This window comes from Nocardia sp. NPDC004718, assembly GCF_053601535.1.
Map to the genome: position 1 here is coordinate 34350 of NZ_JBSGCA010000024.1, position 26463 is coordinate 60812.

At 69.8% G+C, this 26463-nt stretch carries 26 protein-coding genes and 1 pseudogene; 18 read left to right on the top strand and 9 right to left on the bottom strand.

Translation table 11 applies throughout. From position 1 onward, the window contains the following. Nucleotides 1-22: 22 nt before the first annotated feature. A complete protein-coding gene (locus tag ACWEH3_RS19510) occupies nt 23-1186 on the bottom strand; it encodes a sensor histidine kinase (protein WP_450019950.1) in 1164 nt (387 codons plus the stop codon). Beyond that, nucleotides 1183-1839, bottom strand: coding sequence for a response regulator transcription factor (locus ACWEH3_RS19515; RefSeq protein ID WP_450019952.1), 657 nt, complete (start codon nt 1837-1839; stop codon nt 1183-1185). Before ACWEH3_RS19515 ends, ACWEH3_RS19510 begins: the two co-directional genes overlap by 4 nt. 113 nt (nt 1840-1952) lie before the next feature. Between ACWEH3_RS19515 and ACWEH3_RS19520 the strand changes: the two genes are divergently transcribed. Then, nucleotides 1953-2363: a nitroreductase family deazaflavin-dependent oxidoreductase gene (locus ACWEH3_RS19520; protein WP_355075669.1), complete on the top strand. Its 411-nt coding sequence runs from the start codon at nt 1953-1955 to the stop codon at nt 2361-2363. A 46-nt stretch (nt 2364-2409) separates the two neighbouring features. Here the strand turns inward: ACWEH3_RS19520 and ACWEH3_RS19525 are convergent, their stop codons facing one another. The 3 genes from ACWEH3_RS19525 to ACWEH3_RS19535 are packed head-to-tail and all read right to left on the bottom strand — an operon-like array spanning nt 2410 to nt 5013. Continuing rightward, a complete protein-coding gene (locus ACWEH3_RS19525) occupies nt 2410-3402 on the bottom strand; it encodes a hypothetical protein (RefSeq protein ID WP_450019955.1) in 993 nt (330 codons plus the stop codon). Further along, entirely contained in the window at nt 3389-4693 is a 1305-nt protein-coding gene (locus ACWEH3_RS19530) for a hypothetical protein (protein WP_450019956.1), read from the bottom strand. The genes ACWEH3_RS19525 and ACWEH3_RS19530 overlap by 14 nt, the downstream gene beginning before the upstream one ends. After that, entirely contained in the window at nt 4690-5013 is a 324-nt protein-coding gene (locus tag ACWEH3_RS19535; RefSeq protein WP_450019958.1) for a hypothetical protein, read from the bottom strand. Before ACWEH3_RS19535 ends, ACWEH3_RS19530 begins: the two co-directional genes overlap by 4 nt. A 407-nt stretch (nt 5014-5420) precedes the next feature. On the opposite strand from ACWEH3_RS19535, the gene ACWEH3_RS19540 reads away from it, so the two are divergent. The 4 genes from ACWEH3_RS19540 to ACWEH3_RS19555 all read left to right on the top strand — a co-directional run bounded on the left by ACWEH3_RS19540 (nt 5421) and on the right by ACWEH3_RS19555 (nt 9815). After that, entirely contained in the window at nt 5421-6497 is a 1077-nt protein-coding gene (locus ACWEH3_RS19540) for a sugar ABC transporter substrate-binding protein (protein ID WP_450019960.1), read from the top strand. A 71-nt stretch (nt 6498-6568) separates the two neighbouring features. Further along, nucleotides 6569-7342, top strand: a complete 774-nt coding sequence (locus tag ACWEH3_RS19545; protein ID WP_450019962.1) for an ATP-binding cassette domain-containing protein — start codon at nt 6569-6571, stop codon at nt 7340-7342. Next, nucleotides 7339-8577, top strand: a complete 1239-nt coding sequence (locus tag ACWEH3_RS19550; RefSeq protein WP_450019964.1) for a sugar ABC transporter permease — start codon at nt 7339-7341, stop codon at nt 8575-8577. The genes ACWEH3_RS19545 and ACWEH3_RS19550 overlap by 4 nt, the downstream gene beginning before the upstream one ends. Before the next feature lie 29 nt (nt 8578-8606). Further along, entirely contained in the window at nt 8607-9815 is a 1209-nt protein-coding gene (locus ACWEH3_RS19555; RefSeq protein WP_450019966.1) for an ROK family protein, read from the top strand. 5 nt (nt 9816-9820) lie between these two features. Here ACWEH3_RS19555 and ACWEH3_RS19560 read toward each other — a convergent pair whose 3' ends face one another. Beyond that, on the bottom strand, nt 9821-11068 hold the full coding sequence (locus ACWEH3_RS19560) for a phthiocerol/phthiodiolone dimycocerosyl transferase family protein (RefSeq protein WP_450019968.1): 1248 nt from the start codon (nt 11066-11068) through the stop codon (nt 9821-9823). Nucleotides 11069-11294: 226 nt separating this feature from the next. Between ACWEH3_RS19560 and ACWEH3_RS19565 the strand changes: the two genes are divergently transcribed. The 7 genes from ACWEH3_RS19565 (at nt 11295) to ACWEH3_RS19595 (ending at nt 16771) form a co-directional block, all read left to right on the top strand. Further along, the gene (locus ACWEH3_RS19565) at nt 11295-11981 is read left to right on the top strand and encodes a crotonase/enoyl-CoA hydratase family protein (RefSeq protein ID WP_450019970.1); all 687 of its coding nucleotides are present in this window, start codon (nt 11295-11297) and stop codon (nt 11979-11981) included. Nucleotides 11982-11987: 6 nt separating this feature from the next. Then, complete coding sequence (locus ACWEH3_RS19570) at nt 11988-12566, top strand: TetR/AcrR family transcriptional regulator (RefSeq protein WP_450019972.1); 579 nt, start codon at nt 11988-11990, stop codon at nt 12564-12566. 290 nt (nt 12567-12856) lie between these two features. Then, the gene (locus tag ACWEH3_RS19575; RefSeq protein ID WP_450019974.1) at nt 12857-14209 is read left to right on the top strand and encodes a flavin monoamine oxidase family protein; all 1353 of its coding nucleotides are present in this window, start codon (nt 12857-12859) and stop codon (nt 14207-14209) included. Nucleotides 14210-14267: 58 nt separating this feature from the next. Next, complete coding sequence (locus tag ACWEH3_RS19580) at nt 14268-14717, top strand: universal stress protein (RefSeq protein ID WP_450019976.1); 450 nt, start codon at nt 14268-14270, stop codon at nt 14715-14717. 59 nt (nt 14718-14776) lie between these two features. Further along, a complete protein-coding gene (locus tag ACWEH3_RS19585; RefSeq protein ID WP_450019978.1) occupies nt 14777-15271 on the top strand; it encodes a fluoride efflux transporter FluC in 495 nt (164 codons plus the stop codon). Beyond that, complete coding sequence (gene crcB, locus ACWEH3_RS19590) at nt 15268-15636, top strand: fluoride efflux transporter CrcB (protein WP_450019980.1); 369 nt, start codon at nt 15268-15270, stop codon at nt 15634-15636. Before ACWEH3_RS19585 ends, crcB begins: the two co-directional genes overlap by 4 nt. 133 nt (nt 15637-15769) lie before the next feature. Then, nucleotides 15770-16771, top strand: a complete 1002-nt coding sequence (locus ACWEH3_RS19595) for a cation diffusion facilitator family transporter (protein WP_450019982.1) — start codon at nt 15770-15772, stop codon at nt 16769-16771. Between the two features lie 44 nt (nt 16772-16815). Here ACWEH3_RS19595 and ACWEH3_RS19600 read toward each other — a convergent pair whose 3' ends face one another. Continuing rightward, a complete protein-coding gene (locus tag ACWEH3_RS19600; protein ID WP_450019984.1) occupies nt 16816-18234 on the bottom strand; it encodes an amidase in 1419 nt (472 codons plus the stop codon). 943 nt (nt 18235-19177) lie between these two features. On the opposite strand from ACWEH3_RS19600, the pseudogene ACWEH3_RS19605 reads away from it, so the two are divergent. The 3 genes and pseudogenes from ACWEH3_RS19605 to ACWEH3_RS19615 all read left to right on the top strand — a co-directional run. Further along, nucleotides 19178-19573, top strand: a pseudogene (locus tag ACWEH3_RS19605) (FUSC family protein); the annotation flags it as partial. A gap of 399 nt (nt 19574-19972) precedes the next feature. Beyond that, nucleotides 19973-20425, top strand: a complete 453-nt coding sequence (locus ACWEH3_RS19610) for an SRPBCC family protein (protein ID WP_355075977.1) — start codon at nt 19973-19975, stop codon at nt 20423-20425. A 29-nt stretch (nt 20426-20454) separates the two neighbouring features. Beyond that, entirely contained in the window at nt 20455-21108 is a 654-nt protein-coding gene (locus ACWEH3_RS19615) for an SDR family NAD(P)-dependent oxidoreductase (RefSeq protein ID WP_450019986.1), read from the top strand. A gap of 1 nt (nt 21109) precedes the next feature. On the opposite strand, the gene ACWEH3_RS19620 is transcribed toward ACWEH3_RS19615, so the two are convergent. After that, nucleotides 21110-22363: a cytochrome P450 gene (locus ACWEH3_RS19620; protein ID WP_450019988.1), complete on the bottom strand. Its 1254-nt coding sequence runs from the start codon at nt 22361-22363 to the stop codon at nt 21110-21112. 106 nt (nt 22364-22469) lie between these two features. Here ACWEH3_RS19620 and ACWEH3_RS19625 point away from each other — a divergent pair, with 106 nt between their 5' ends. Beyond that, complete coding sequence (locus tag ACWEH3_RS19625) at nt 22470-22940, top strand: winged helix-turn-helix transcriptional regulator (RefSeq protein WP_450019990.1); 471 nt, start codon at nt 22470-22472, stop codon at nt 22938-22940. 245 nt (nt 22941-23185) lie between these two features. Here ACWEH3_RS19625 and ACWEH3_RS19630 read toward each other — a convergent pair whose 3' ends face one another. Continuing rightward, entirely contained in the window at nt 23186-24409 is a 1224-nt protein-coding gene (locus tag ACWEH3_RS19630) for a L,D-transpeptidase (protein ID WP_450019992.1), read from the bottom strand. Between the two features lie 195 nt (nt 24410-24604). On the opposite strand from ACWEH3_RS19630, the gene ACWEH3_RS19635 reads away from it, so the two are divergent. After that, complete coding sequence (locus ACWEH3_RS19635; protein WP_450019994.1) at nt 24605-25009, top strand: GNAT family N-acetyltransferase; 405 nt, start codon at nt 24605-24607, stop codon at nt 25007-25009. A 190-nt stretch (nt 25010-25199) separates the two neighbouring features. Continuing rightward, nucleotides 25200-26462, top strand: a complete 1263-nt coding sequence (locus ACWEH3_RS19640) for an acyl-CoA dehydrogenase family protein (protein WP_450019996.1) — start codon at nt 25200-25202, stop codon at nt 26460-26462. Nucleotide 26463: the final 1 nt, after the last annotated feature.

Here is a 26463-nt window from a genome sequence, read left to right on the forward strand (position 1 = left end):
TGTCGGGCTCGCCCGCACCTCGCTACGCCCGCGCGCGGGGGAGGTCGACGGTGACCGCCAGACCGCCCTCCGGGCGGGCCGTCGCGTGAACGGCGCCGCCGTGGGCCTGTGCGACCGAGCGCACGATCGACAAGCCGAGCCCGGCGCCGCGGGTATCGGAATCGGCCGAGCGTTCGGCGGTGGCGAGTCTGCGGAACGGTTCGAAGAGACTGTCGACTTCGAACGCGGGCACCGGGGGACCGCTGTTCGCGACGGTGAGCACCGCGCGCTCGCCTGCCGTCCTGGTCCGGATGCTCACCCAGCCGTTGACGGGCAGGTTGTAGCGCACGGCGTTGTCGAGCAGATTGTGGACGAGGCGTTCCAGCAAGAGCGGATCTCCCTGCACGGGCGCGGCTTCGAGATCGGCGGTGATCTCGGCCCCCGGCCGCTCGGCCCTGGTCCCTACCGCGTCGGCGGCGAGGTCGGCGAGGTCGGCGCGGCAGTGTTCGGTCAGCCGCTGTTCGCTGGTGGCCAGCACCAGGAGGCCGTCGATGAGCCGTTCGTGACGGCGGTTGACCTCGAGGAGCGTGGCGCCGAGCCTGCGGGTGGAGTCGGGAACCTCGGGGTCTTCCAACGCCACCTCGATCAGGGTCCGGTTGATGGTCAGCGGTGTGCGCAGTTCGTGAGAGGCGTTCGCCACGAATCGGCGCTGTCCGTCGAAGGCCCGGTCCAGGCGCTCCAGCATCGCGTCGAAGGTGTCGGCCAGATCCTTGATCTCGTCCTGCGGACCGTCGAGGGCGATGCGCTCGTGCAGGCTGGTGTCGGCCACGCGCCGCGCGGTCGCGGTGATCCGCTGCAAGGGATGCAGGGCGCGTCCGGCCAGCAACCAGCCGAATCCGCCCGCGGCGATCCCCACCGCGCCCAGGGATACCAGCGACCACACCAGCATGGCGCGCAAAGTATCCCGCCGATTCCGCTGGGCTTGCTCGCCGAGCGCCTTGAACAGTTCCGCGGACACCGGAGCATGGTTGCGCTCCGCCCGCTCGAGGAGATACTCCCGCACCACTTGCTGCGCACCGCCGCCGGGCCGTCGCTCCAGCGACTGATTCAGATAGAAGTACATCAACGCGATCAGTACCGCGCCGGCCAGGAAGAACGCCGTCGCGTACAGCAGCGTGAGCCGCAGCCGGATCGTGCGCCCGCTCATCGGATCCGGTATCCCACGCCGGGCTCGGTCTCGATCAGCCGCGGGTCGCCCAGCTTCCGCCGCACGTTCATGATCGTGTACCGCACCACGCCGGTGAACGGGTCGATGTGCTCGTCCCATGCCTTCTCCAGCAGCTGCTCGGCCGAGACGACGCCGCCGTCCGCGCGCAGCAGTTCGGCCAGCACCGCGAATTCCTTCCGCGAAAGGGTGAGCGGTTCACCGTTCCTGGTGACGGCGAACCGGTGCTGGTCGAGCCGGATGCCGGACCGCTCCAGTACCGGGGGAGCAGCGCTGCGGGCTCGCCGCCCGAGCGCTTGGATCCGGGCGACCAGTTCGGCGAAGGCGAACGGCTTGGTCAGATAGTCGTCGGCGCCCAGCCCCAGACCGGTTACCCGCTCCGCCACCGCGCTCGCGGCCGTCAGCATCAGGATCCGGGCGGAGCCGCCGGACTCGACCAGCGTGCCGCACACCTCGTCACCGGAGACGCCGGGCAGATCCCGGTCGAGTACCACCACGTCGTAGTCGTGCACGCCGGTACGTTCCAGCGCCGCGGCGCCGTCGTACACCACGTCGACCGCCATGGCATGCCTGCGCAACCCGTCGGCGATCGCGTCGGCCAGCAATCTCTCGTCCTCGACAACAAGCACCCGCACCCCGCCATCGTGCCCTCTCCCGCTGTTGGGTGGACGTTAGTCCGGCCACGGCGAGCAGATCTGGGTAGGCTCGCGGACGAACCGGCGCACCCGAATCCCAGGAGAGACAAGCCATGGCAGGCGACTGGAACACCCAGATCATCGAGGAATTTCGCGCCAACCAGGGCAAGGTCGGCGGCCCCTTCGCCGGTCGCGAATTGCTGTTGCTGACCAGCACCGGCGCGAAGTCGGGTCGCCCGCGCACCAATCCGCTCGCGTTCGTTCGCGACGGCGACGACATCGTGGTGATCGCCTCCAAAGCGGGCGCTCCGACCAATCCCGACTGGTTCCACAACGTGCGGGCGAACCCGGAGGTCACGCTCGAGATCGGCACCGAGACCCTGGCGGCGACCGCGACTCCGGTCACCGAAGGCGCGGAGCGCGACCGTCTCTACGCCGCGATGGTCGAGGTGATGCCCGGCTTCGCCGAATACCAGGAGAAGACCGACCGGGTGATTCCCGTCGTCAAGCTGACGCCGCACTGAGCGGAGCTGGGGCGGTGCCGTTCCCGGTCGTGGCCGAACGGAAGCGTCAGCCTGCCGCGATTCCGGTGATCAGCGTTTGATCCGTGCCGGTACGGGTCGTGATGAACTGCGTGAAGGTGTTCGCCTCCTCGCCGGGAAACTGCTGCGTCAAGCGGACTTCCCACCGTGCCTGGCCGTCGGGGCCGTCCCCGGCCCGGGAAATCTGCACGCAGTATCGGGTGCCCGCAGGTACCTGATTGATGCCGCGCTGGATCTGATCGGCGGGCGAAACCGCCGCGTCGGGGGCGACCACCGCGCGAGCTCGGTACCCGGATCGTTCGGCGTAGTAGGCGTACTCGAAGGCGAAGATGGCGTCGGGGCCGTTGCCGGTGCCGCCCGGATCGGTGCCGGAGACGACGTCGGCGGTGCGTTTCTGCTCGCATCCCGGCGTGGCGATGGCCCACGGCGGCCTGACCCGTGAGGTGGACGTCGAGGTGGTCGGCGCGGGTCCGGCCGCGCGCGGCGGTGACGTCGCCGCCGCTGTGCGCGAATTCGCCTCGGAGCCATAGATCATGGCCAGGCCGATCGAGACGGTGGAGATCACGATGGCGAGCACGATCAAGACGGTCAGCGAGCGGTTGCCGCGTTGCTGTTCGGTGCGCCGCGGGTGGCGCACCGGGGTGCCGGGATGGATGCCGGATCGGTTGACGATGGCGGGCGCCGTGACGTGGCCGTCCTCGGGCTCGGCCCGCACCGGCTCGGCGGGTGCGCTGCGCTGCTGCGGGGCAACGGGTTGCGGCGGTCGCGCGTCGGCGGGCGCGGGTTCGAGCCATTGCTCCCACTCGCCGAGGCGCGGCCGGGTGTCTTGCCGCTCCGGCGGGCGCGGTGGCTCCGGCGCCTCGTACTGCGGCTCACGACGACGAACCTGCTTGCGCCGACCGGGCGAACGACGTCGTTTGGACGGCTTTCCTGCCGGAATGCGCAGCATCGGCAGGCCCGTGTCGAACGGATTGGCCTGGCTCGCGCCCTGACTGGGATGCTCCCGGTCAGGGGGCGTCATCGTCGAATTCGCCCAGCACCGGTACGACCGCTGTCACGGCGGACGGGATGGTCACGCCGAGTTGTCCGTCGCGCGGCTTGTGCTCCTGGTTTTCGCCGCCCGGCGGCGGAGCGGGCGGTACCACCATGCCGCCGGTCGGGCCGGGATGAGCGGGATGGTCCGGGCTGCTCGCGGGCGCGGGCGGCGCGGAGTCGACGGCGGGCGGCGCGACCGCGGGCGCGGGCCTGCTCTCCGGCTTCGGCGCATCCGCTCGCGCGGCGGGCGACGAATTGCCGGGCGGGATCGGCGAACCCGGGCCGCTGGTCGACGACTTGTGCTCCGGCGATCCGCCGAAGTCGAACAACTTCGAGGAATTCTTCGAGTCGTCGCCTGTCGTGCCGGAGTTGGTGGTGGAGCCGGGGTTGATCAGTTCCGGGATCGCCTTGTCCGCGGCCGCGGCAACGGTGTCGATGCCGTGGATGCCGACTTCGGCGATCTTGTCGATGATGTGCGTGCCGATGTCGACGCCCGCGTTGATGGCCGTGGTGCCGAGGTCCACCCCTGCGGAGATGAGCTGCTGCTGCAATTGCAGTTGCGCGACCATGGCCGGGTCCATGGGCTGTGTGGTAGCGGGTGTCGTAGTGCCGGGCACGACTTGCCCGGTGCTACCGGGATAGACGGCTCGACCCTGGCTGACGCCGGACGGCGTGGTGACCGTGAGCGGTCCCATGTCGTCGAGTTTCCTGGTGTGGTCGTCCATTTCGGTGCGCGCGGCCGTCACGGTGGTGAGCGCGTCGCGCAGCGCCTGGGTGGCGCGGGTGATGACGGCGTCGGTCTCCGGTGCGGAGGTCGCGTTGTCCAGGATCTCCCGCGCGTCGCGCCGGAAGTCGGCGATGATCTGGTCGACGCGCCGCGCCGCGCGCCCGGAGGTGGCGTGCGCGTCGGCGAGAACGGACAGGTAGGCCGGACCTCGGTCGGAGATGTCGCCGATCTGTGTCTGCGTGGTGCGCATCGCGGGCACCGCGCTGTCGGCGGCCTGGGAGGTCCAGGTCGATTCCAGTGCGTGCAGCCCTTCGCGGTGTGGGCCTTCGGTGCCGGCCGCCTGGGTGGAGGCGGCCGAGAGCGCCCCGGTCGCGGCGGCGCTCGGCACGCCGACACCGGTGCCGAGTGCGGAGCGCAGCGTCAGCAGTGGCTTGACCAGCGCGGCGACGATCGGCGGATCGACGCCGGGTTCGGTACTCACCGGCCTGGTGGTCTCGGCGACGGGCTGGGTGGTGTGGGCGCGTTTGCGCAGTCCCATCAGGCTTCTCATGCCGGTGCCTCCCCGGACCGCGTAATCGCGCTCGCCGTCGCGGCGTCGACATCCTGCGCGTTCTCGCTGTAACCGCGCAGCACCCGGCCGTATGCGCTGACCAGCTGTCCGGCCGTCGACAACGCTTCGGCGTGTGCGGACACGGCCGCGGAGAAGCGCGCCGCGAATTCCGCGCCGACGACGCCGAGATCGGCGGCCAGCCGTTCCTGATCCACCGCGCCGGAGGCGACCGTGGCCGCCGACGCCAATTGTTCGGACACCGCGTCCGCGATCGCGGTGTAGGCGGCCACCGCCGCCGGGTCGAGCCTGAGCGTATCCACTGTTCCCCTCCCGGATCCCAGTCTGTCGCTACCGCGCCATGATTCACCGCCAAGGGTACTGTGCCGGAGCCCCGCCATGCGCCTGTTCCTCGGTGGTCGGTTTCGCGCGTAGGCCAACGCTTTCGCGTGTCCGACCCTCCGCGCGGCGCGGGCGCGATCTCGAAGCGTCCGCGGGCGCCTCGTGGCGCGGCGGCCGACATCCCTGTTCACGAGCCATCCTGTGTCCCCTCGCCGATCCGGCCGCGGTGGCGTCCACCTGAGCGAACGCGCGCGTGTCGAGATTGTTATTCGGAACAACAAATTAGCTGTTGTGCACTGCGTCACAGTCCAATATGTTGCTGTGAACAACATTTGATCCACTCCGACCGGCCGGGGCATCGTCCCGGCCGGTGATGAAAGGCCCACTTATGCGTAAGGGCATCTTCAGCGCCGCCGCGCTGTCGTTCGCGCTCCTGGCCGCCACGCTCACCGCGTGCGGCGACTCCGGGGACTCCGGCGGCAAAACCCAGATCGGCGTGATCCTTCCGGACAGCAAGACCTCCGCCCGCTGGGAGACGGCGGACCGCAAGTACCTGCAACAGGCGTTCGAAGCCGCGGGCGTCAAGGCCGATATCCAGAACGCCCAGGGCGACAAGAACGCCTTCCAGACCATCGCCGACCAGATGATCACCAACGGCGTCTCGGTACTGGTGATGACCAACCTGGACAGCGGCACCGGCAAAGCGGTGATCCAGAAGGCGAAGTCGCAGGGCGTCACCGTGATCGACTACGACCGGCTCACCTTGGGCGGCGGCGCCCAGTATTACGTCTCCTTCGACAATGTGAAGGTCGGCAGCCTGCTCGGTGAGGGAGTAGCGCAGTGCCTGACCGATCGCAACGCGGTGCGCCCGGTGGTCGCGTACCTGAACGGCGGACCGACCGACAACAACGCCGCCCTGCTGAAGGTCGGCTACGACGGTGTGCTGAAGCCACGATTCGACGCGGGCCAGTACGTCAAGGGCCCCGATCAGGCTGTCCCGGGGTGGGACAACACGACAGCGGGCACCATCTTCGAGCAGATGCTCACCGGCAGGCCGGATATCGGAGGCGTCGTCGCGGCCAACGACGGATTGGCCAACGCCGCGATCGCGGTGCTGAAGAAGCAGAAGCTCAACGGTCAGGTGCCGGTCAGCGGGCAGGACGCCACGGTGCAGGGACTGCAGAATGTGCTGGCGGGCGACCAGTGCATGACCGTCTACAAGGCGATCCGGAAAGAGGCCGACGCGACCGCGAAACTGGCGGTGGGCCTGGTGAAGGGGGAACCGGGCACGACCAACGGCACCGTGCGCGATCCGGAGGCGAACGCCGAGGTGCCGTCGGTGCTGCTGGAACCGAAGGTCATCTACCCACGCAATGTCAAGGACGTGGTGGCCGACGGCTACGTCACCAGAACCGAGTTGTGCACCGGCGAGTTCGCGAAACTCTGCGCGGACAACGGGATCTGATATCGCACGCCCCTTCCGCGGTTCGATGAGGGGATTGCGGAAGGGGCTCCATTCTTCGGAGGAGCCAACCCATGTCCGAACTGCCGGTCATCGAATTACGCGGAGTAGAGAAAAGTTTCGGCCCGGTCCACGTCCTGCACCAGGTCACCTTCAGCGCTTTCCCCGGCGAAGTGACCGCACTTGTCGGCGACAACGGCGCGGGCAAGTCCACGCTGGTCAAATGTATCGGCGGTACCCATCCGATCGACGCGGGCGAGTTCCTCTTCGAGGGCGCGCCGGTGCAGGTGCACAGCCCGCGCGACGCGGCGGCGCTCGGCATCGAGATCGTCTACCAGGACCTCGCGCTGTGCGACAACCTCGACATCGTCCAGAACATGTTCCTCGGCCGGGAACGCAAGCGCGGTCTCGTGCTCGACGAATACGCGATGGAGGAACTGGCCGAGAAGACGTTGGCGAGCCTGTCGGTGCGCACCGTCATGTCGGTCCGGCAGCAGGTCGCCAGCCTGTCCGGCGGCCAGCGCCAGACGGTGGCCATCGCGAAAGCCGTGCTGTGGAACAGCAAAGTGGTGATTCTGGACGAGCCGACGGCCGCGCTGGGCGTCGCGCAGACCCAGCAGGTGCTCGAACTGGTCCGCAAGCTCGCCGACCAGGGCCTGGCGGTGGTGCTGATCTCGCACAACATGAACGACGTCTTCGCGGTGTCCGACCGGATCGCCGCGCTCTATCTCGGCCGGATGGCCGCCCAGGTACGAACCTCCGACGTGACGCACGCGCAGGTCGTCGAATTGATCACGGCAGGCCGTAGCGGCGCGCTCGGCCTCGAGGCGAGCGGAGCGACCCGATGACCGCGGTGACCACCGAGCGGCGACCGGTGGCGGCGCCGGTGACCGACCTGATGAGCGACTACGTCGGCCGCGTGCGCGGCGGCGACATGGGGGCGTTGCCCTCGGTGATCGCGCTCGTCGTCCTGTCGGCCGTCTTCTGGGCGGCGCGCCCGGTCTTCATGTCCGAGGCGAATTTCGCCAATCTGTTCACGCAGGGCGCGGGGATCGCGGTGATCGCGATGGGGTTGATCTTCGTGCTGCTGCTGGGGGAGATCGACCTGTCGGCCGGGTTCACCAGCGGAGTCTGCGCGGCCGTGCTCGCGGTGCTGCTCACCGACGAAGGGTGGCCGTGGTATTCGGCGGTGCTGGTCTCGTTGCTCACCGGGATGGTGATCGGACTGGTGATCGGCACGGTCGTGGTGAAGATCGGGATCCCGTCGTTCGTGGTGACGCTGGCGGCTTTCCTGGCGTTGCAGGGCGTGGCGCTGAAGATCATGGACAACGGCCGCAACATCTCCATCCGCGACGAGACGATCGTCGCCATCGCGAACAAGAACGTGCCGCCCTTGCTCGGCTGGGCGCTGTACGCGGCACTGGTCGCGGGTTTCGCCCTCGTGCAGTACCGGAAGTGGCGGGCGCGCACGAAACTCGGGCTCACCGGCACGACGGCGCGGGTGGTCGTGGTGCGAGTCGTGCTGCTGGCGCTCGTGGCCGGCGCGGCGGTGCTGGTGCTCAACGGCGAGCGCAGCCGCAATCCCGCGGTGCACTCGCTGACGGGGATGCCCATCGTGGTGCCGATGATCGCCGCGCTGTTGCTGCTGTGGACGTTCGTGCTGGACCGCACCGCGTTCGGGCGGCACGTCTACGCCGTCGGCGGCAACGCGGAGGCCGCCCGGCGCGCGGGCATCGCGGTGGATCGAGTGAAGATCACCGCCTTCGTGCTGTGTTCGACGATGGCGGCGGTGGGCGGACTGATCGCGGCCTCGCGCGCCAACTCCGTCGACCCGAACACCGGCGGCAGCGACGTGCTGCTCACCGCGGTCGGCGCGGCGGTGATCGGCGGCACCAGTCTCTTCGGCGGCCGCGGGCGGATGCTGGACGCGGTGCTCGGCGCCGCGGTGGTCGCCGTGATCAACAACGGCATGGGGCTGATGGGCTACAGCGCGGGCACGAAATTCGTTGTGACAGGATTTGTGCTGCTCTTGGCGGCCGGAGTGGACGCCCTCTCCCGTAAGCGTGCGCTCCCGCGGCGATGAATCCCAGCCCTGTGACGAAAGCCCGGTGAATGCGAGCAGCACCTTCGCCCGATGAGATCCGCACGCGCAACCTCGCCGCGCTGCTGCGGCACGTCCACCGTGACGGGGCGGTGTCGCGTGCCACGCTCGCCGAGCGAATGGGATTGAATCGCAGCACGATTCTCGCCCTCACCACGGATCTGGCGGCGGCGGGCCTGGTCAGCGAGGAATTGCCGGGCCAGACCGGACGGGCGGGCAGGCCGTCGCTGGTGGTGCGTCCGCAGGCCGAGCGGGTCTACGTCGTCGCTCTGGACGTCGGCGCGGACCGGCTCGCCGCCGCGCGTGTCGGGCTGGGCGGGTCGGTGCTCGAGCGCACCGCGACCGCCCGTCCCGGCGGCGCGTTCGACCCGGACGACGTGATCGCCGCGCTGGCGGCGATGGCGCGGGAGATGATCGCGGCGGCCGCTCCGGACGCTCGGTGCGTCGGCGTCGGGGTCGCGTTCTGCGGCATGGTCCGCGAGGCGGACGGCGTCGTGCGGTACGGGCCGAATCTCGGCTGGGTGGATGTCGCGTTCGGCGCCGAGCTGACGCGGGAACTCGCACTCGGCCTCCGCGTCGCGGTCGGCAACAACGCCAACCTCGGCGCGCTGGCCGAACGCGAACGCGGTGTGGGCGAAGGCTTGGCGAACCTGATCTACCTGCACGGTGACGTCGGCATCGGCGGCGGCATCATCATGAACGGCGAATTGCTCGGCGGGGAAGGCGGTTACGGCGGGGAAGTCGGGCACATGATCGTGAATCCCGGCGGGCGGCCGTGCGCCTGCGGTTCCCGCGGCTGCCTCGAGGCCGAAGCGGGTGAACTCGGGTTGATCGCGGCGGCGGGACGGACCGATCCGGCGGGGCAGGCGGCGGTCGACGCGATCGTCGACTCCGCCGCCCGCGGCGACGCGGTGGCCCGCGACGCGCTGCACCAGGTCGGTGAATGGCTCGGCTACGGCGTCGCCAATCTGGTGAACATCTTCAATCCGTCGATGGTGGTGTTCGGTGGCGTGCTGCGGGAGATCTATCTGGCCTCGGCGGCCCAGGTGCGCAGCCGCGTCGCGGTGAACGGCCTGCAAGCCGTCCGCGAACGGGTCAGGTTGCGCACCAGCGCGCTCGCGGGCGACGCGACCTTGATCGGAGCCGCCGAACTGGCCTTCACCGACGTGCTCACCGATCCGTTGCAGACCTTGTCCCGCAAGCAGGCCGCGCGCGCTTGACGGGTTCAGGCGGCGCCCGCCGCGCTGAACTCCGACAGGTGGGTGGTGAGCAGTCGTACCCGCACCCGCTGCTCCTCGGTGGTTTCCTCGGGATGATGGATCTCTATGCTCAGCCGGTCGTCGAAGGTGCTGATGATGATGGTGCCGCTCGGCTGCTGGAGCCGGTGCCCGGTCTTGTCGGGCTTGCCGAGCATGATCGAGCGGAAGTCGGTGATCCGCAACTCGTCCGGCACCCTGGGCCTGCGCACGCGTCCCCAATTGGTGGCCAGCACGATTCCCGGTGCGCGCGGCGGGGGACCGGCGGCGATCTCGGGTATGTGCAGCGGGGTCTGCTGCACGATGCCGGTGTCCAGTCCGGCGCGCAGCGTGTCGCTGATGCCGCGGGCCAGTTCGACCAGCGTCGTGCCGGTCCGGAGCGCGGGGATGAAATTCGCGAAGCCGAGCACGTTGGTGCCTTCGGTCATCCCGATCGGCGGGGACACCCGGGTACGCAGGTCGACCGAGTAGGTGTAGGCCAGCTCGGTCAGCGGCAATCCGCGCAGCTCGGCCTCGGTGAGCAGGATCGCGGCCGAGGCGAGGCCGTTGATCGTGGTGTTCTCCCGGTGCCCGAGTTCGATCAGCGCGGCGGTCTGCTGCCGGGTCAGTCTGCAGCGCGCGGTGCGCGGGACGAGGTAGTCGGGATCGTCCGGGCCGGAGTAGCTTCGAGCGACGCCCACCGGGCGGTGCGGCATGACCGGTGTGTCGATCTTCCGCACGCCGCGCTCGCGCAGCAGGTCCTCCACCGAGCGCGGGAAGCCGTGCGGCGGCAGTTCGGCGGATCGCCTCCCGGTGCGGTCGGTGTAGCAGGACCACAGCTCGTCGAGCACGGCCAGCGAATGGTAGGCATCCGCGACGCTGTGGTGGGTCACCAACGTGATTCCGGCGGTATCGCCGTCCCGGACCACACACAGCGAGGAGAGCGCCCTGCGCTGGTCGAGCCTGGCTCCGGTGAGCAACCGCTCGGGATCGCCCGCGGCGACCGTCAGCTCCGGTGTGGCGCCGGGCGATTCGAGCAGCAGGTGGCCGCCGCGGCCGTCCGCCTCGAGGCGGGCGCCGAGGATCGGACGAGAGCGGACCACGGCTTCGAACGCCGCCGACAGCGCGGCGATATCCAACCGACCCGCCACCCGAATCGAGTAGCCGACGAGGACTTCGCTGTTGGCGAAGATCGCCTCGCTCGGCGCCAGCGGGCGGATGACGGTTGCTGCGGTCATGTCGCTTCCTTCACCTGAGCCTGTCCCGAGGCTAGTCCGAAGCCCGGACGCACCAGGCTTTTTCGGCAGCATCGTCTGGTTCATGTATCGGGCGATCATGGGCCGCTGTTTCGTGTCGTTGCCACAACGCCACCTCGTCCGGATCCGGTCGTCCGGCCCCGCAGCTCGTGGTTAGCCAGCGGCTCCTAGAGTGATACTCTAGAGTCCTGCTCTAGAGGAGGCTGTCATGACCGAACTCGTCACCTACCGGCTGGACGGCGGCGTCGCCACGATCACGCTGGACGACGGTAAGGCGAACGTGATGTCCGAGAACATGCTCGGCGCCATCGCCGCCGCCCTGGACCGGGCCGAGGCGGACCGGGCGGTCGTCCTGTTGACCGGCCGCGCGCGCGTGTTCTCCGCCGGCTACGACCTGGCGACGTTCTCCCGATCCGCCGACGACATCCGCCGCACCTTGCGTGCCGGCGGCAACCTGGTACACCGGCTGCTCGGGTTCCCGTATCCCGTCGTGGCGGCATGCCCTGGGCACGCCATCGCCCAAGGCGCGTTCACGTTGCTGGCCACGGACGTACGGTTCGGCGTAGCGGGGGATTTCAAGCTGGGTCTCAACGAGGTCGTGATCGGGCTGACCATTCCGCACTACGGTGTGGAGCTGGCGCGGCACCGGCTCACCGCGCCGGGCTTCGACCGGGCGGCGAACACCGGGATCCTGGTCGCGCCCGAAGAAGCCAGAGAACTGGGCTTTCTCGACGTGCTCACCACCGATGCCGACGACCTGCGCACGCGCGCGACGGCCGAAGCGCACCGGTTGGCCGGAATCGACTTCGCGGCGCACACGGGTACGAAGCTGCGTGTGCGCGCGCAGGTGCTCGCCGCGGTCCGTTCCGGCATCGATGCCGAGTTCGGCGGGTAGCCTGCCGTGCGCACCCGCGAGCGCATTTTGGCCGAAGCCACGGAACAGCTCCTGGCCAAAGGGTATGCGTCGTTCACAGTGGCTGGTGTGCGGGATCGGCTCGGTTTGTCCAGCGGCAGCATGTTCCACGCGTTCGGTTCGAAAGCCGAATTGGCCGCCGCGGTCTATGTCTCCGGGATGCTCGACTACCAGCGGACGATGCTGGCGTGCCTCGACGCGCCGGATGTCGGCGCCGAGCAAGCGATCCGCGCGATGCTCGCGGCCCATCTCGGCTGGGTGGAAGACCATCGCGACCTGGCCCGGTTCCTGTTCGCCACCTTGCCGGACGAGGTGGCCGGCTTCGCGGAAACCGAACTCGCCCAGCACAATCGGGTCTTCTTCGATGCGCTGGAACGCCGGTACCGAGAGCTGATCGGAACCGCGGAGCCGGGCGGCGGCTATCCGATGGCCCATGCGATCTGCGCCGGACCGGCGCAGGAGTACTGCAGGCAATGGGTGCGCGGACGTGTCGCGGCGCGGCCGCGCACGCTGACGGCGACCTTTCAAGAGGCCGCCATCGCCGCCCTCGCCACGCTGACTCGCTAGGCGGCGGCGCGCCGTAGGCGAACCGGCGCAGCGGGTTCGGGTGGCGATGCGACGAACACCGCGATTCCTACGGCTCCGGCCGAGTGGCGCGTCCCGCCGCGGCGCGCCCGAGATGTGCAGCCGTCGATGACACCGGTCCGCCGGGTCGGTCTCGCGTGCAGTCGGACCGCGCGGGGCGGCGCGGAGTCAGGAGCATCGGCGCCCGGTCGATGCGCGGCGAAGCGGTTGCGGAACGGCGACGGGTGATCAACAGTGGTTGTCGAGTTACGGTGCGGCGACGGGAGGCCACCATGGACCGTACGGACGTCGTTGTCGTCGGTGCGGGATATGCCGGGCTGTGCGCGGCACGGGCGTTGCGAGCGGCCGGCCGGGATGTCGTCGTCCTGGAGGCGAGCGATCGCGTCGGCGGTCGCACCCGGACCGCGCGGGTCGGCGCCGGATGGGCCGTCGACCTCGGCGGCCAGTGGATCTCGGGCGCGCACACGCGATTCGCCACGCTGGCCGAAGAGTACGGCGCCGCGACCTACCCACCGCCAGAAGGAGTCGACCTGCTGGTCGAGGGCGTGGTCCGGCGGCCCTTCACCGGAGCCCGCCCACCGCTTCCGACGTTCGTCCTCGTCGTGCTCGCCCAGGCGATGTGGCGGCTGGAACGGATGGCCGCACGGGTGGATCTCACGCGGCCATGGGCCACACCGGGCGCCGATCGGCTGGACGCGATGACGGCGGCCACCTGGTTGCGCCGGAACCTGCCGGAGCGGCGGGCGCGGAACCTGGCCGAGGTGATGATCGGCGAGGAGTTGTGCGTGGACGTCGGCAGCATCTCGATGCTCGGTCTGCTCACCACGATCCGTTCGGCGGGCGGCGTCGAGGCGGGGGTCGCCGCCGAGACGGTGAACCGCCTGTTCGTCGACGGCGCCGACGGGCCCGCGTTGGCCATCGCCGCCGAACTGGGGGATGCGGTGCGCCTCGGCGCGCCGGTGACACGTATCCGCAGGCAGGCGGATGGTGTCGGGGTGAGTGCCGACTCCGGTGACGTGCACGCCGAGCACGTGATCGTGGCGGTGCCGCCCACCCTCGCCGGACGTATCACCTACGATCCGCCGCTGCCCGCCGCGCGCGACCAATTGACCCAGCGCATGCCGATGGGCTCGGTGCTGAAAGCGTTCGCCGTCTACGAGCGGCCGTTCTGGCGGGACGACCTGCTCACCGGCCAATCGCTGAACCTGCACGATCCGGTGCCGGTCACCTTCGACGCGACCCGGCCCGGCGGTCCGGGCGTACTCGGCGCGCTGGTGCCCGGCCGGGCCGCTCAGCGGCTGGCCGCCCTGCCCCCGGCCGAGCGACGCGCCATGATCATCGGTTCGCTCGTCCGTGCCTTCGGGCATGCCGCCCGCGAGCCGATCGAGTGGCACGAGAAGGTCTGGGCGGACGATCCGTACACGCGCGGCGGCTACGGGGCCTTCTTCCCCCCGGGCGTCCTGACCACCGCGGGCTCCGCGCTGCGCGACCCTGTCGGTGCGATCCACTGGGCCGGAAGCGAAACCGCGACGGAGTGGTCGGGCTACATCGAGGGAGCGATCCGCTCGGGCGAGCGCGCGGCCGCCGAAGTGCTCGCGGCGGATCGCTCCACGGCCACGGCGTGATTGCCATAGTGTTGCTGGAACGCTGGCTCTGACCCAGTCGAGGGATCACAATGGAGAGGTGTTCCAGCGGATCGTGGTGGGTTACGACGATTCACCGGGCGCCAGGGCCGCCCTGACGATGGCGCTCGAGTTGGCGACGGTGCACCACGCCACGCTCACGGTCGTCGCGGTCGAGGAGTACCTGCCGCACTACGGACCGGTGGTCGGCGAGATCGAGGACGAACGCTCGATCGGCGAGTTGACCTGCCGCCGCTGGCTCACCACGGCCGCCGAGGCCGCCGAACGGCACGGCATAGCGGTGCGGGCCGAGGTGCGCGCGGGTCAGGCCGCGCGCGAACTGGCCACGGCCGCAGCCGATCACGATGCCGACCTGCTGGTGCTCGGGCGCACCGGGCACTCGGGCATCTGGGGGCGGTTCATGGGCAGCACCGCGGAGAAGGCCGCCCGGCACGTCGGTTGCTCGGTTCTCGTCGCGCACGACGGCGACGGAGGGGCCGAGCGCCGATGAGTGCGGCGGCGTGGTGACCGGCGGTGGCGCCGCCGCGGACGGTCGGGTAGAAGATCTGCGTGGCGGGTGAACTGACCGAGGAACCGACCGGCATCGCCGATCGCGCGCGTGGCCGCGCTCGCCGGTGGGAATTCTGGCGTACCCACGGCCCGGTATCGGTCGTCGTCGCCTTCGGCGGGGCGCTCGGCGCGCTCGCCCGCTACGGCCTTTCGCAGGGGTTGCCCGCTCGCCCCGGGCATTTTCCGCTGGCCACCTTCGTCACGAATGTCGCGGGATGTTTCGCGATCGGAGTGCTCATGGTCGCGGTAACCGAAATCTGGGCTGCTCATCGGTTGCTGCGCCCCTTTCTCGGAGTGGGTGTGCTGGGCGGGTTCACCACCTTCTCCACCTACGTCAACGAGATCCGCGCCCTACTGCGGCCCGGCACGATCGTCGTCGCGGCCGGTTATCTGGCGGGCACGCTGATCTGCGCCCTGTCGGCGACCCTCGCCGCCATGTGGCTCACCAGGGCGGGATACGAACGCCTGCGACGCGCGCGAAAGGCGGCTCGATGACGGTGTTGCTGGTCCTGGTGGGCGGCGCGATCGGCGCACCGCTGCGGTATCTCATCGATCGCGTGGTGCAGGATCGCCGCGACAGCCTGTTCCCGTGGGGCACCTTCATGGTCAACCTGCTCGGGTGTCTCGTCCTCGGCGCCCTCAGCGGAGCGGGATCGGCGCTGTCCTCGCCGCTTTTCCTGCTGCTGGGGACTGGGTTCTGCGGAGCGCTGACCACGTACAGCACGTTCAGCTACGAAACCGTGCGCCTGGCCGAGCGGGCCGCGTATTTCTACGCGGCGATGAACGTGGTCGTCAGTGTCTCCGCGGGGTTGGTCGCCACCGTGTCGACTTATGCGTTGGTGCACGCCCTGTTCGGGTGAGGCGTTCCGTCGATTACCTCTGCGACGTGATCCAGCTCACTTGGCTCCTCTGTCGCGCGCCCCTGGTGGTGGGTTAAGCTGACGGAACAGATGCAGATATGCGCATACATCAGGTGTGGGAAGGGCTGGGTCGATGGGACACGAACACGGTCACGCGCACGGGCACGCGCTCTCCGGTCAGGCCGATCGCCGGTGGCTGACCATCGCGCTGGCCCTCATCGTCGGCTTCATGTCGGTCGAGGTCGTGATCGGTCTGCTGGCCAACTCGCTGGCCCTGCTGTCCGACGCGGCGCACATGCTCACCGACGCCGCGTCCATTGTCCTCGCGCTCGTCGCGATCCGGCTCGCGGCGCGTCCGGCGAACGGGAAGTACACCTATGGCTACAAACGCGCCGAGATCCTGTCGGCGCAGGCCAACGGCGTCACGTTGCTCGTGCTGGCGGGCTGGCTCACCTACGAGGCCGTGCGCCGCCTGCTGGAGCCGCCCGAGGTGACCGGCGGGCTCGTGCTTGCGACCGCGCTGGCCGGTGTGGTGGTCAACATCGCGGCCACCTGGGCGATCAGCAAGGCCGATCGCGCCAGCCTCAACGTGGAAGGCGCCTTCCAGCATGTGCTCAACGACCTGTACGGATTCATCGCCACCGCCGTGGCCGGCCTTGTCGTGCTGACCACCGGCTTCGCGAGGGCGGACGCTATCGCCACGCTCATCGTCGTCGCGCTGATGGTCAAGGCGGGGCTCGGGCTGGTGCGCGAATCCGGCCGGATCTTCCTGGAGGCCGCTCCCGCGGGCGTCGATCCGGACGCGTTGGGGCGCGGGGTGGTGGGCATCGATGGCGTCGACGAGGTGCACGATCTGCACGTCTGGCAGATCACCTCCGGTGACATCGCGCTGTCGGCGCATGTGCTGGTCCGGCCGGGCGCCGACTGCCACGGCCTGCGCCAGCGGATCGAGCACCTGCTCGACCACGACTACGGCATCACCCACACCACGTTGCAGGTCGACCACTCCCATGCCGTTGCCTCCTCGCCCGAGGTGGACGCGCAGCGCCTGCTGCCGGTGCTGGAGGACCACTGCGACGACGCCCACGGCCCGGTGCACCGCGACCGTCCGTCGTCCGCGGCGAATGTCGTCTGACGCACCGACCGCCACGCGCACGAACGGCGCGAAGATCGGATGGCTCAGCGATCCAGGCGGGGGAACGGCCGTTCGGCCTCGATCAGGTAGGCCAGTTCCAGCAGGGTGCGCTCGTTGCCGCGGGTGGCGGCGAACTGTACGCCGATCGGCAGTCCGGCGTCGGTCAGGCCCGCCGGAACCGTGATCGCCGGCGTTCCCGTGATGTTGTTGATCGGCGTGAAACAGACGTAGGCGCGCAACCGCTCGATGAGTTCGTCGAACGGCACGGTCGGGCTGAGATAGCCGAGCTCCGGCGTGGTGTGACCGAGCGTGGGGAGCAGCACCGCGTCGTAGGGTCCGAGCGCCCGCTCGTAGGTGGCCGCCGCCGCGCGGAGCCGGTAGAGCGTGAGCGGGGCGTGCAGTGCCCGGCGCAGGAACAAGGCGCGGAGACCCACGGTCAGGTCGTCCACGCGGCGCGCGTCGAACCGGCGGTCGAGGAAGCGGCCCGTCGTGGTGATCGCGGCCGCGAGCAGGCCCCAATAGTGCAGGAAGGCGCTCTCGATCGCGGCGTCGAACGGCAGCGGCACCGGCTCGACCGAGTGGCCGCCTGATTCGAGTGTGCGCGAGACATTTTCGACGGCCGCCCGGGTGGGCCCGGCGGCCAGCGGCCCCGCGAGATTGTCGAGCACCAGCGCTACCCGCATGCGCCGGGTCGGGGGACCGTCGACGCGGCCGATAGGCTGGAGCGCGGGATTGCGCCAATACTGTTCGGCCGCAGCGGCGTACGCGGCCGTATCGCGCACCGTCCTGGTCAGCACACCTTCGCTGACGATGTCGACCGGCAGCGTGCGGGCCAGCCCGGACACCACGTGCCGCCCGCGGGTCGGCTTCAAACCGACCAGCCCCGCGCACGCCGCCGGAATACGGATCGAACCGCCGCCGTCGTTGCCGTGCGCGATCGGGACGACACCCGCCGCCACCAGCGCGGCCGCCCCGCCCGACGAGCCGCCCACGGAATGGCCCGTGTGCCACGGATTGCGCGTTGGCGCGAGATGCGGGGTCTCGCTGCTGGCGTTGAAGCCGAATTCGGGCATGGCGCTCTTGCCGAGCACGGTGAGGCCGGTGCTGAGGAACTGCCGGGTGTAGCCGCTGTGCGCGCGGGCGGGCCGCGCGTGGAACGCGGCCGTGCCCTGATTGGTCGGCATGCCCGCGACGTCCGTGTTGTCCTTGACGAAACTGGGCACGCCGTAGAAGGCGCCGGTCGGCTCGGCGGGCAGCAGCGGCTCCGCGTAGCTCCGGTAGGCGACGGCCGCCAGCTGTTCCACCTGCTCGGCGCGCGCCACCGCGGCGGCGGCCAGTTCGCGCGGCGACACCGTACCATCGCGCACCAGCGTGGCCAGGGCGACGGCGTCGTGATCACCGAGTGCGTCGTCGCCGAAGGCGTGGACGCGCGGGGGTAGCGGAAGATGAGCGTCGGCGGTCATGACCCGAATCTAATGTGTCCAGCAGGTATATCGTCCAGAACAGAAAGGACAGCAGGTGGCCGCGACATACCCGGATCCGGTGCCACCGAAGGGCCGAGTCGGCTCGCTGTTGTTCGCTTTGCCGCCCGCGGGCCGGCGGTGGAGCGTAGCGTTGCGTGCCGCGCTCGCGTTCGCCGCTCCCGCCACGATCATCACCGGTCTCGGCCATCCGGATGCGGCGGTGTTCGTCATGTTCGGCGCCTTCGCCGTGCTCTACGGCGAGGGGCGGCCGTTCCGGGTGCGCGGCCGGGTGGTCCTCGCCGCAGGCTCGGCGCTGCTGGCCGCCTGCGGTGTCGGTGCGGTGGTCGGCAGCCTGCTGGACACCGGGTTCGGGTCATCGCTGCTCATGGTCGTCGTGGTGTCGGCGATCGCGGTCGTGGCCGTGTTCGTCATCGACGCGCTGCGGCTCGGTCCGCCCGGTGCGCTGTTCTTCGCCCTCGTCTGCGCGGGCGCGATGAGAGCCGCGGAGGTCGGGACCTCGGTGCTGACATTGTTGTTCTGCACGGCCTGCGGTGTCGTCGCGTCGATCGTCGTCTCGATGGCCGGGGTGCTGCGGGATCGTCGCAAGCCCGAACGGGTGGCGGTCGGCGCGGCGGTCCGGGCGGTCGACGCCTATGTCGCGGCGCGGGAGGCGGGAACGCCCGCCATCGACCTGCGCCACCGGGCGGGAGCCGCGATGGCGGACGCGTGGGCCGCGGTCTACGACGCGGGCTTGCCCTCGGACCCGGGGGAAGCCGAGCTGCTGACGACCTTGCAGGAGGCGCGGCGCAACCTCGCCGGGCACGCCCCCGACGACGACACCGACGATCTGCTGGTAGATCCCTTGGTCTCGTTCGCCCGCCCGGGCATCGGTTTTCGGCTCGAGCGGTCCCTGTCGTTCTCCTCGCACGCGGCGATCAGCGCGATGCGCGTCGCCGTGGGGTGCCTGGGCGCGGGTGCGCTGAGCGCGCTGCTCGGTCTGGAGCGGCCGCACTGGGCGGTGCTCAGCGCCCTGATCGTGTTGCAGACCGGACCGGACCGAGTGCGCGGACAGGTGCGGGCCATTCACCGGTTCGTCGGCACCGTCGCGGGCCTGGGCCTGTTTGCGCTCATCTACCAGCTGGGGCCGACCGGTTACGCGCTGATCGCGCTGGTCGCCGCGCTGCAGTTCTGCATCGAACTGTTCGTGCCGCGCAATTACGCGCTGGCCGTCGTCTTCATCACTCCGGTCGCCCTGATCGCGGGCGGCGTCGCCACGACGGGCGGCCCGATCGGACCCGTGATCCGGGATCGGTTGTGGGAGACACTGCTCGGTGTCGCCGTCGCCGTGCTCGCGCTGCACGGCGTCGCACCCCGCGGGCACCGGCGCACTTTTCGCCGGCTGGAAGACCGGGTGCGCACCACCGCGCGCGCCCTGCTCGACCGGCTGCGCCGTAAGCCGATGGACGCCGAAGCGTGGGTGCTGGTCCAGCATCTGCAATTCGAGTTGGTCGGCGTGGTGCGCAGCGGCATCGACTCGGCGACCGACGACCCGGAGTGGACCCGCGAATACTGGCCGGAGCACACGGCCCTGGCCCACTTCGGTCATGATCTGCTCGCTGCCTGCTGGGTACTGCGGCCGGGCCAGCGGCTGGCGGACGTGGACGGCTGGGCGGCCCGCTTGGCCGCGGCCCGGTCGGAGCCGGGAGCGGCGTACGGACCGCCTGCTAGCGTTCGGCGCATGCACGACAGCGTCACGGTCCGGATGGCCGCCCCGGCCGACAAGATCTGGGAACTGGTCAGCGACATCGAGAACACCGGGCGATTCAGTCCGGAGACGTTCGCCGCCGAGTGGCTCGGCGGCGCGACCGGGCCCGCGGTCGGCGTGAAGTTCCGCGGCCATGTCAACCGCAACGGCTGGGGACTGAAGTACGCGACGGTGTGCCGCATCGTCGCCTGCGAGCCGGGTCGCGAGTTCGCCTTCACCGTGCTCGGACCACAGGGCATGCCGATCAACACGTGGCGCTATGTTTTCCGGCCGGTGGACGGCGGCACCGAGGTCACCGAGTCCTTTCAGCTGCACAGCAATCCGGTGCTGCGGCTGTATTGGTTGCTGGCCGGGTGGGCGCGCGGCAAGACGAACGTCGAGGGAATGCGCGAGACCCTCAACCGGATCAAGGCCGTCGTCGAATGATCGGGACGCAAGACCCGAGGCGGGAAAGCATGACCGGTCCCGTACTCCTCGTGCTCGGCGCCGGTCCCGGCGTCGGGCCGTCGGTCGCCCGCCTGTTCGCCGCCGACGGCTTCACCGCCGTGCTGGCCTGCCGGTTGTCCGAAGAAGCCGAGCCGCTGGCCGAACAGTTGCGCGAGCAGGGCTTCGACGCGGAGGGCGTCGGCGTGGATCTGCGCGATCCCGCCGACGTGGCCCGAGTCGTCGCGGGGGTGGGCGAGCGGCACGGCCGCATCGACGTGCTGCACTTCAATCCCAGCGTCTTCCGCGAGGCCGATCCGTTGCGGCTGTCGGTCGCCGAGTTGCTCGAGGACCTCACCGTGGGCGCCGGGGCGCTGCTGCCCGCCGTGCAAGCGGCGCGCCCCTTCCTGTCCGAGGGCGCCCGCGTGCTGGTCACCGGCAGCGCGGCAGCGGACAAGCCCTGGTATCGGGCCGCTTCGCTCGGTGTCCAGAAGGCGGCGGTGCGCAACCTGGTGACCAGTGTGGACGCCACCCTCGCGCCCGAGGGCATCCGAGCGGTCGCGGTGCAGATCAACGGCGTTCTCGGCGAGGGAGCGTTCACCCGGGACCGGGTCGCCGGGGCGCTGTACGCGGCGGCCACGCGCCCCGCCGAGGGATGGACGCCGCACGTGTCCTACGACGGCTGACCTACCTGGGGCGGATCGCCGCGAACTCGATGGGCAAATGCGCGGGCCCGCGCAGATTGACGTGCTCCCGATACGGTGGCGGGTCGACCGTCAGCTTCGGCGACTCGACTCGTTGCGCGAACCGGGTCAACGCCACCCGCGCCTCCAGTCGGGCCAGGGGAGCGCCGACGCAGAAGTGAGCCCCGAGGCCGAAGGCCAGATGGCGGTTCTCGCGCGCCGGGTCGAATCCGTCGGGGTCGCCGAACATCGCGGGGTCACGGTGCGCGGCGGCGATCAGCAGCACCACCAGATCGCCGCGCTGAATGCCCGTGCCGCCGATGGTCAGATCGTCGGCGGCGATGCGCGGGATCAACTGGACCGGCGGGTCGAAGCGCAGCGTCTCCTCGACGACACCGTCCGCGCGGTCCGGGTCCGCGCGGAGGGCGGCGAGTTCGTCCGGCCTGCGCAGCAGGGCGAGGGTCGCGTTGGCGATCAGGTTGACCGTCGTCTCGTGCCCGGCGACCAGCAGCAGCGCGCAGGTCGAGATCAGTTCCGCGTGGGTGAGCACGTCTCCGGCGTCTTCGGCGGCGATGAGTTCGGACAGCAGATCGGGGCCGGGAGTGTGGCGGCGGCGGTCGGTGAGTTCTTCGAAGTAGGCGTACAACTCGGTCCCGGCGCGCTGGATCTCCGCCGGGTCGGCGCGGAACTGGGCGGCCGCGCGAGAAGTCGGGTCGAGCGTGCGGGACAGCAGGGCGGACCAGGCGCTGAGCTTGGCTTCGTCCGCCAGCGGGACGCCGAGCAGTTCGCAGATCACGGTCACCGGCAGGGGATAGGCGAAGTGATCGACGGCGTCGAAGCTCCCCGCGCGGGCGCGCTGGTCGAGCAGGTCGTCGACGATCTCGATGATCCGAGGCTCCAGTTGCCGCACCACGCGCGGGGTGAACGCCTTGGACACCAGGCGGCGCAGGCGAGTGTGATCGGGTGGATCCAGGAACAAGAACGAGGGTTTCGCTTGGGCCGCACCGTTTTCCCGCGTGCCGTCGTGGATCGGCATCGAGCCCAGCTGCAACCGGGCCAGCGACCTGTCGACGCTCGCGCGCGGATCGCGCAGCACGGCGGCGCAGTCTGCGTAGCGGGTGAGCACGACGACCGGAGCCGTACCGATCCGGAACGAGCCGGAGTCACGCAGCCGCGCGAAGACGGGGTACGGATCCGGCCGCACGGCGGGGTGGAGCAGGCGCACGTAGTCGTCGGTCGGGTGGTTCGTGGTCGTCATCGACACTCCCAGCGGTCCGGCCCGGAGCGGGCACCGGTCTTGCTCGGTATTATTCCGATACCGTCGGTAGGAAAGCAATACCGTTGCGGGATGCGAAAATGTCGCCATGACACTGCGGCGCCCGGTCGACGATTCGGTCACCCGCGTCGTCGAACTACTCGGCGACCGGTGGACCATCCTGCTCATCGCCGAGGCGTTCTTCGGGGTGCACCGCTTCAGCGATTTCGCGCGCAATATCGGCATCACCAACCGCAACCTGCTCACCAGCCGCCTGCGCATGCTGATGGACGCGGGCATCTTCACCCGCACCGACCACGGCGGCGGCCGGATCGACTATCACCTCACCGCAGCGGGCCGCGAACTGTATCCGATCGTCACCGCGATGATGGTGTGGGGCGACAACCACCTGACCGGGCCGGAGGGCAGGCCGATCGTCCTGGAACATCGCACCTGCGGACACGAGACCTCACCCATGCTGGTCTGCGACCACTGCCGCGAACCCATCGATCCGCGCGATGTGGAACCCAAGGCCGGGCCCGGCTTCCACCAGCCACCCGGGGCCGAACAAGCCGGTTGAGGGATGCGTGAGCCCGGACTCGCTCCGCGCTCAATCCAGCAGGTTGACGAATCCCTCGGCCAAGTACAGCGGGAGGAGTAGGTAGTACAGCAGCATCGCCATCGAGCCGGCTCCGATCGTCAACGCGGGTCCCACGCGGTGCCGTCGCGGGAACGTCGCGCGGGGATGGGAGACCGGGTGGTCTCGCGAGTGCAGGAATGTAGTGCAGCTTCCCACCATCGGCAACACCGGGCAGCGTGTCGGCTCTAGTGGAGCGCGCTGCCCTGGACCCACTGCTCCCAGGGCACGCCCCAGTCGCCGTTCTGCCAGACCTCCAGCGGGGCTCCGCCGGTGTTGCGGATCTCCACCACGTCACCGGGGACGGCGAAATTGAAGAACCACTGGGCGTTCTCGCCGCTGAGGTTGAGGCAGCCGTGCGAGACGTCGGTGTTGCCCTGGGCCCAGACGGTGGAGTCGAGCTGGTGCAAATAGATGCCGTCGGTGCTGATCCGGGTGGCCCAGCCGATGGCCTCCTTGTAGCCGAGCCGGGAGTTGATCGGCAGGCCGTAGGTGGAGGAATCCATGATCACCGGATTGGCCTTGTCCATGACCGTGTAGATCCCGGGCTGGGTCCAGAACGTGATCGTCTTGCCACCGACGACCTCGCTGCCGCCCCTGCCCATCGAGGTCGGCATGGTGCGGATCAGCCTGCCGTTCTCGAAGACCTGGACCTGTTTGGTGTTGTCATCGGCGATCGAGACGTGCGCCGCGCCGATGGTGAACGTGGTCTTGGTGTCCTCCTGGCCGTAGAGCCCGCGGCCGAGTTCCTGGCCGTAGACGTTCGCCGCCACGCTGACCTTGGTGCCCGGCGCGTAGTACTCCCTCGGGCGCCAGTGCGCGTTGCGGTCGTCCAGCCAGTACCAGGAGCCCTCCACCGGCGGATCGGTGGTGACCGCGAGGTGCTTCTCGGCGGCGGCGTGGTCGGGAATGTTCTCGTCGAAGTGGGCCACCACCACGGTGCCCACGCCGAAAGTGCCGCCGTCGGACAGTGGGGTGCCGCCCGTGGTGGCCAGTGACACCTTCGTCTGATTGTTGGGGGTCAGCGTGGAGAAGGTCGAGGTGGCCGGGCCGGTTCTGCCGGTGATGCTCAAACCCTCCGCGGTCACCTTGTAGGTGCGGCCGTAGCCGAGCGGCTCGACGGGTTTCCACGCCGTCTTGTCCGGCGTCATGATCCCGTCCACCGTCTTGCCCTGCTCGTTGGTCATGGTGACCCGGGTCAGCTGGCCGTCGGCGGTGCTCACCTGCACCGGCGCCAGCGGATCGACATTGCCCGCGCCGGAGGATGGGGTGATCGTGATCGGCGCGGGCGCTGGGCCCGCCGCACCCGGTGTCTTCCCCGGCCCCGACGAGGACGAGCACGCCGCCACGAGCACCGCCATGATCAGGGCGAACCCCGCGACGATTCCGGATCGGACGCGACTGGTCGCCATGAAATCTCCTGTATCCGCCCAGCGCAACGAATGGCGCATTCGCGCCTGTCTATCCCTCTCGCAGTTTACCGACCCGTCTCGCGCGCGAACCCGTGCGGAGCGGCGCCCACCGCAGACTCCCAGCCACTCCACAGGAAGGGCCTCGGCGGAAAACCGCTGGCTCCCGGGCGGTCGACCTTTCTATCGTCGCGGCGTATGGAGATCGACTACCGATGGCGAGGCGCTCTGACCGACAGCGAACTGGCCGATTTGACGAGATCGCACGGCGGCGACGCGGACCCGGGATGGTGGGACCGCGCGGCGCGGCACAGCCTCGGCTGGGTCACCGCCCGGACCGGCGATAACGCGCTTGCCGGTTTCGTCAACGTGGCGTGGGACGGCGGCGACCACGCGTTCCTGCTCGACCCGAAGGTGCGGTCCGAGTGGCAGCATCGGGGCATCGGCACCGAACTCGTCGCCACAGCCGCGCATGGCGCCAGGACGGCGGGCTGCACCTGGTTGCACGTCGATTTCGAGGATCGCCTCGCGCCGTTCTACTTCGATGCCTGCGGTTTCCGCGCCACGACAGCCGGACTTTTGCGACTGCGCGGCCACGGGTGACGGCCGAAAGTACCGATCGGGACCGCGTCGGCGCGTGCCATGCTGAGGGCCGGAGTCGACCGAGGGGAACGAATGGAGAATCGCCCATCGGCAGCGGAGTTGCTGGACTCGCTCGCCGAGCTGCTCGAGGAGACGCTGCTACCGGCCCTGCCCGCGGGGTTGCGGCACACTGCGAAAGGGTGACTGCCCGATGGATTTCGAGCTCCCTGCGGAACTGGTCGATTACCTCGCCGAACTCGACGCGTTCATCGATCGGGAGATCGCCCCGCTCGAGCAGGCCGACGACAACATCCGCTTCTTCGACCACCGCCGCGAGGACGCCCGCACCGACTGGGAGCGCGGCGGCCTGCCGAACGGGGAGTGGGAGGAACTGCTGGCCGAGGTCCGCAGGCGCGCCGACGCAGCCGGTCACCTGCGCTACGCGTTCCCCGCGCACTACGGCGGGCGGGACGGCACCAACCTCGGCATGGCCGTGATCCGCGAGCACTTGGCCCGGCGCGGCCTCGGATTGCACTGCGATCTGCAGAACGAGCACGCGATCGTGGCCAACAACGTCGGTCTGCTGCTCATGCTCGAGTACGGCACGCCCGAGCAGCAGGCGGAGTGGGTGGACGGACTGGCCTCGGGAACGAAGTTCTTCGCCTTCGGCATCACCGAGCCCGAGCACGGCTCCGACGCGACGCACATGGAGACCTCGGCGGTCCGCGACGGCGACGACTGGGTGATCACCGGGCGCAAGACCTGGAACACCGGCGTGCACATCGCCGACGCCGACCTGATCTTCGCGCGCACCTCGGGCGGCCCCGGCGACGCGACCGGCATCACGGCGTTCCTGGTGCCCACCGACGCACCCGGGTTCGTCGTCGAGGAGTACCTCTGGACCTTCAACATGCCCACCGACCACGCCCGGGTCGCGCTGGACGGCGTCCGGGTCCCGGACTCCGCCGTCTTCGGCGGCGAGGGACGCGGCTTGGCGGTGGTCCAGCACTTCTTCAACGAGAACCGCATCCGCCAGGCCGCGTCCAGTCTCGGCGCGGCGCAGTACTGCATCGACCAGTCGGTGGCGTACGCCAAACAGCGCAAGCCCTTCGGCAAGCCGTTGGCCACCAACCAGGCGATCCAGTTCCCCTTGGTGGAACTGCACACCCAGTGCGAGATGTTGCGCGCCCTCATTCACAAGACCGCGTGGTCGATGGACACCTACGGCACGTTCGCCGTCTCCGAGCAGGTCTCGATGTGCAACTACTGGGCCAACCGGCTGTGCTGCGAGGCCGCGGACCGCGCCATGCAGGTGCACGGCGGCCTCGGCTACTCCCGGCACAAGCCGTTCGAGCACATCTACCGCCACCACCGGCGCTACCGGATCACCGAGGGCGCCGAGGAGATCCAGATGCGGCGCGTCGCGGGCTACCTGTTCGGCTTCATGGGCGGCAAAGCGCCGAAGGGGGTGTGAA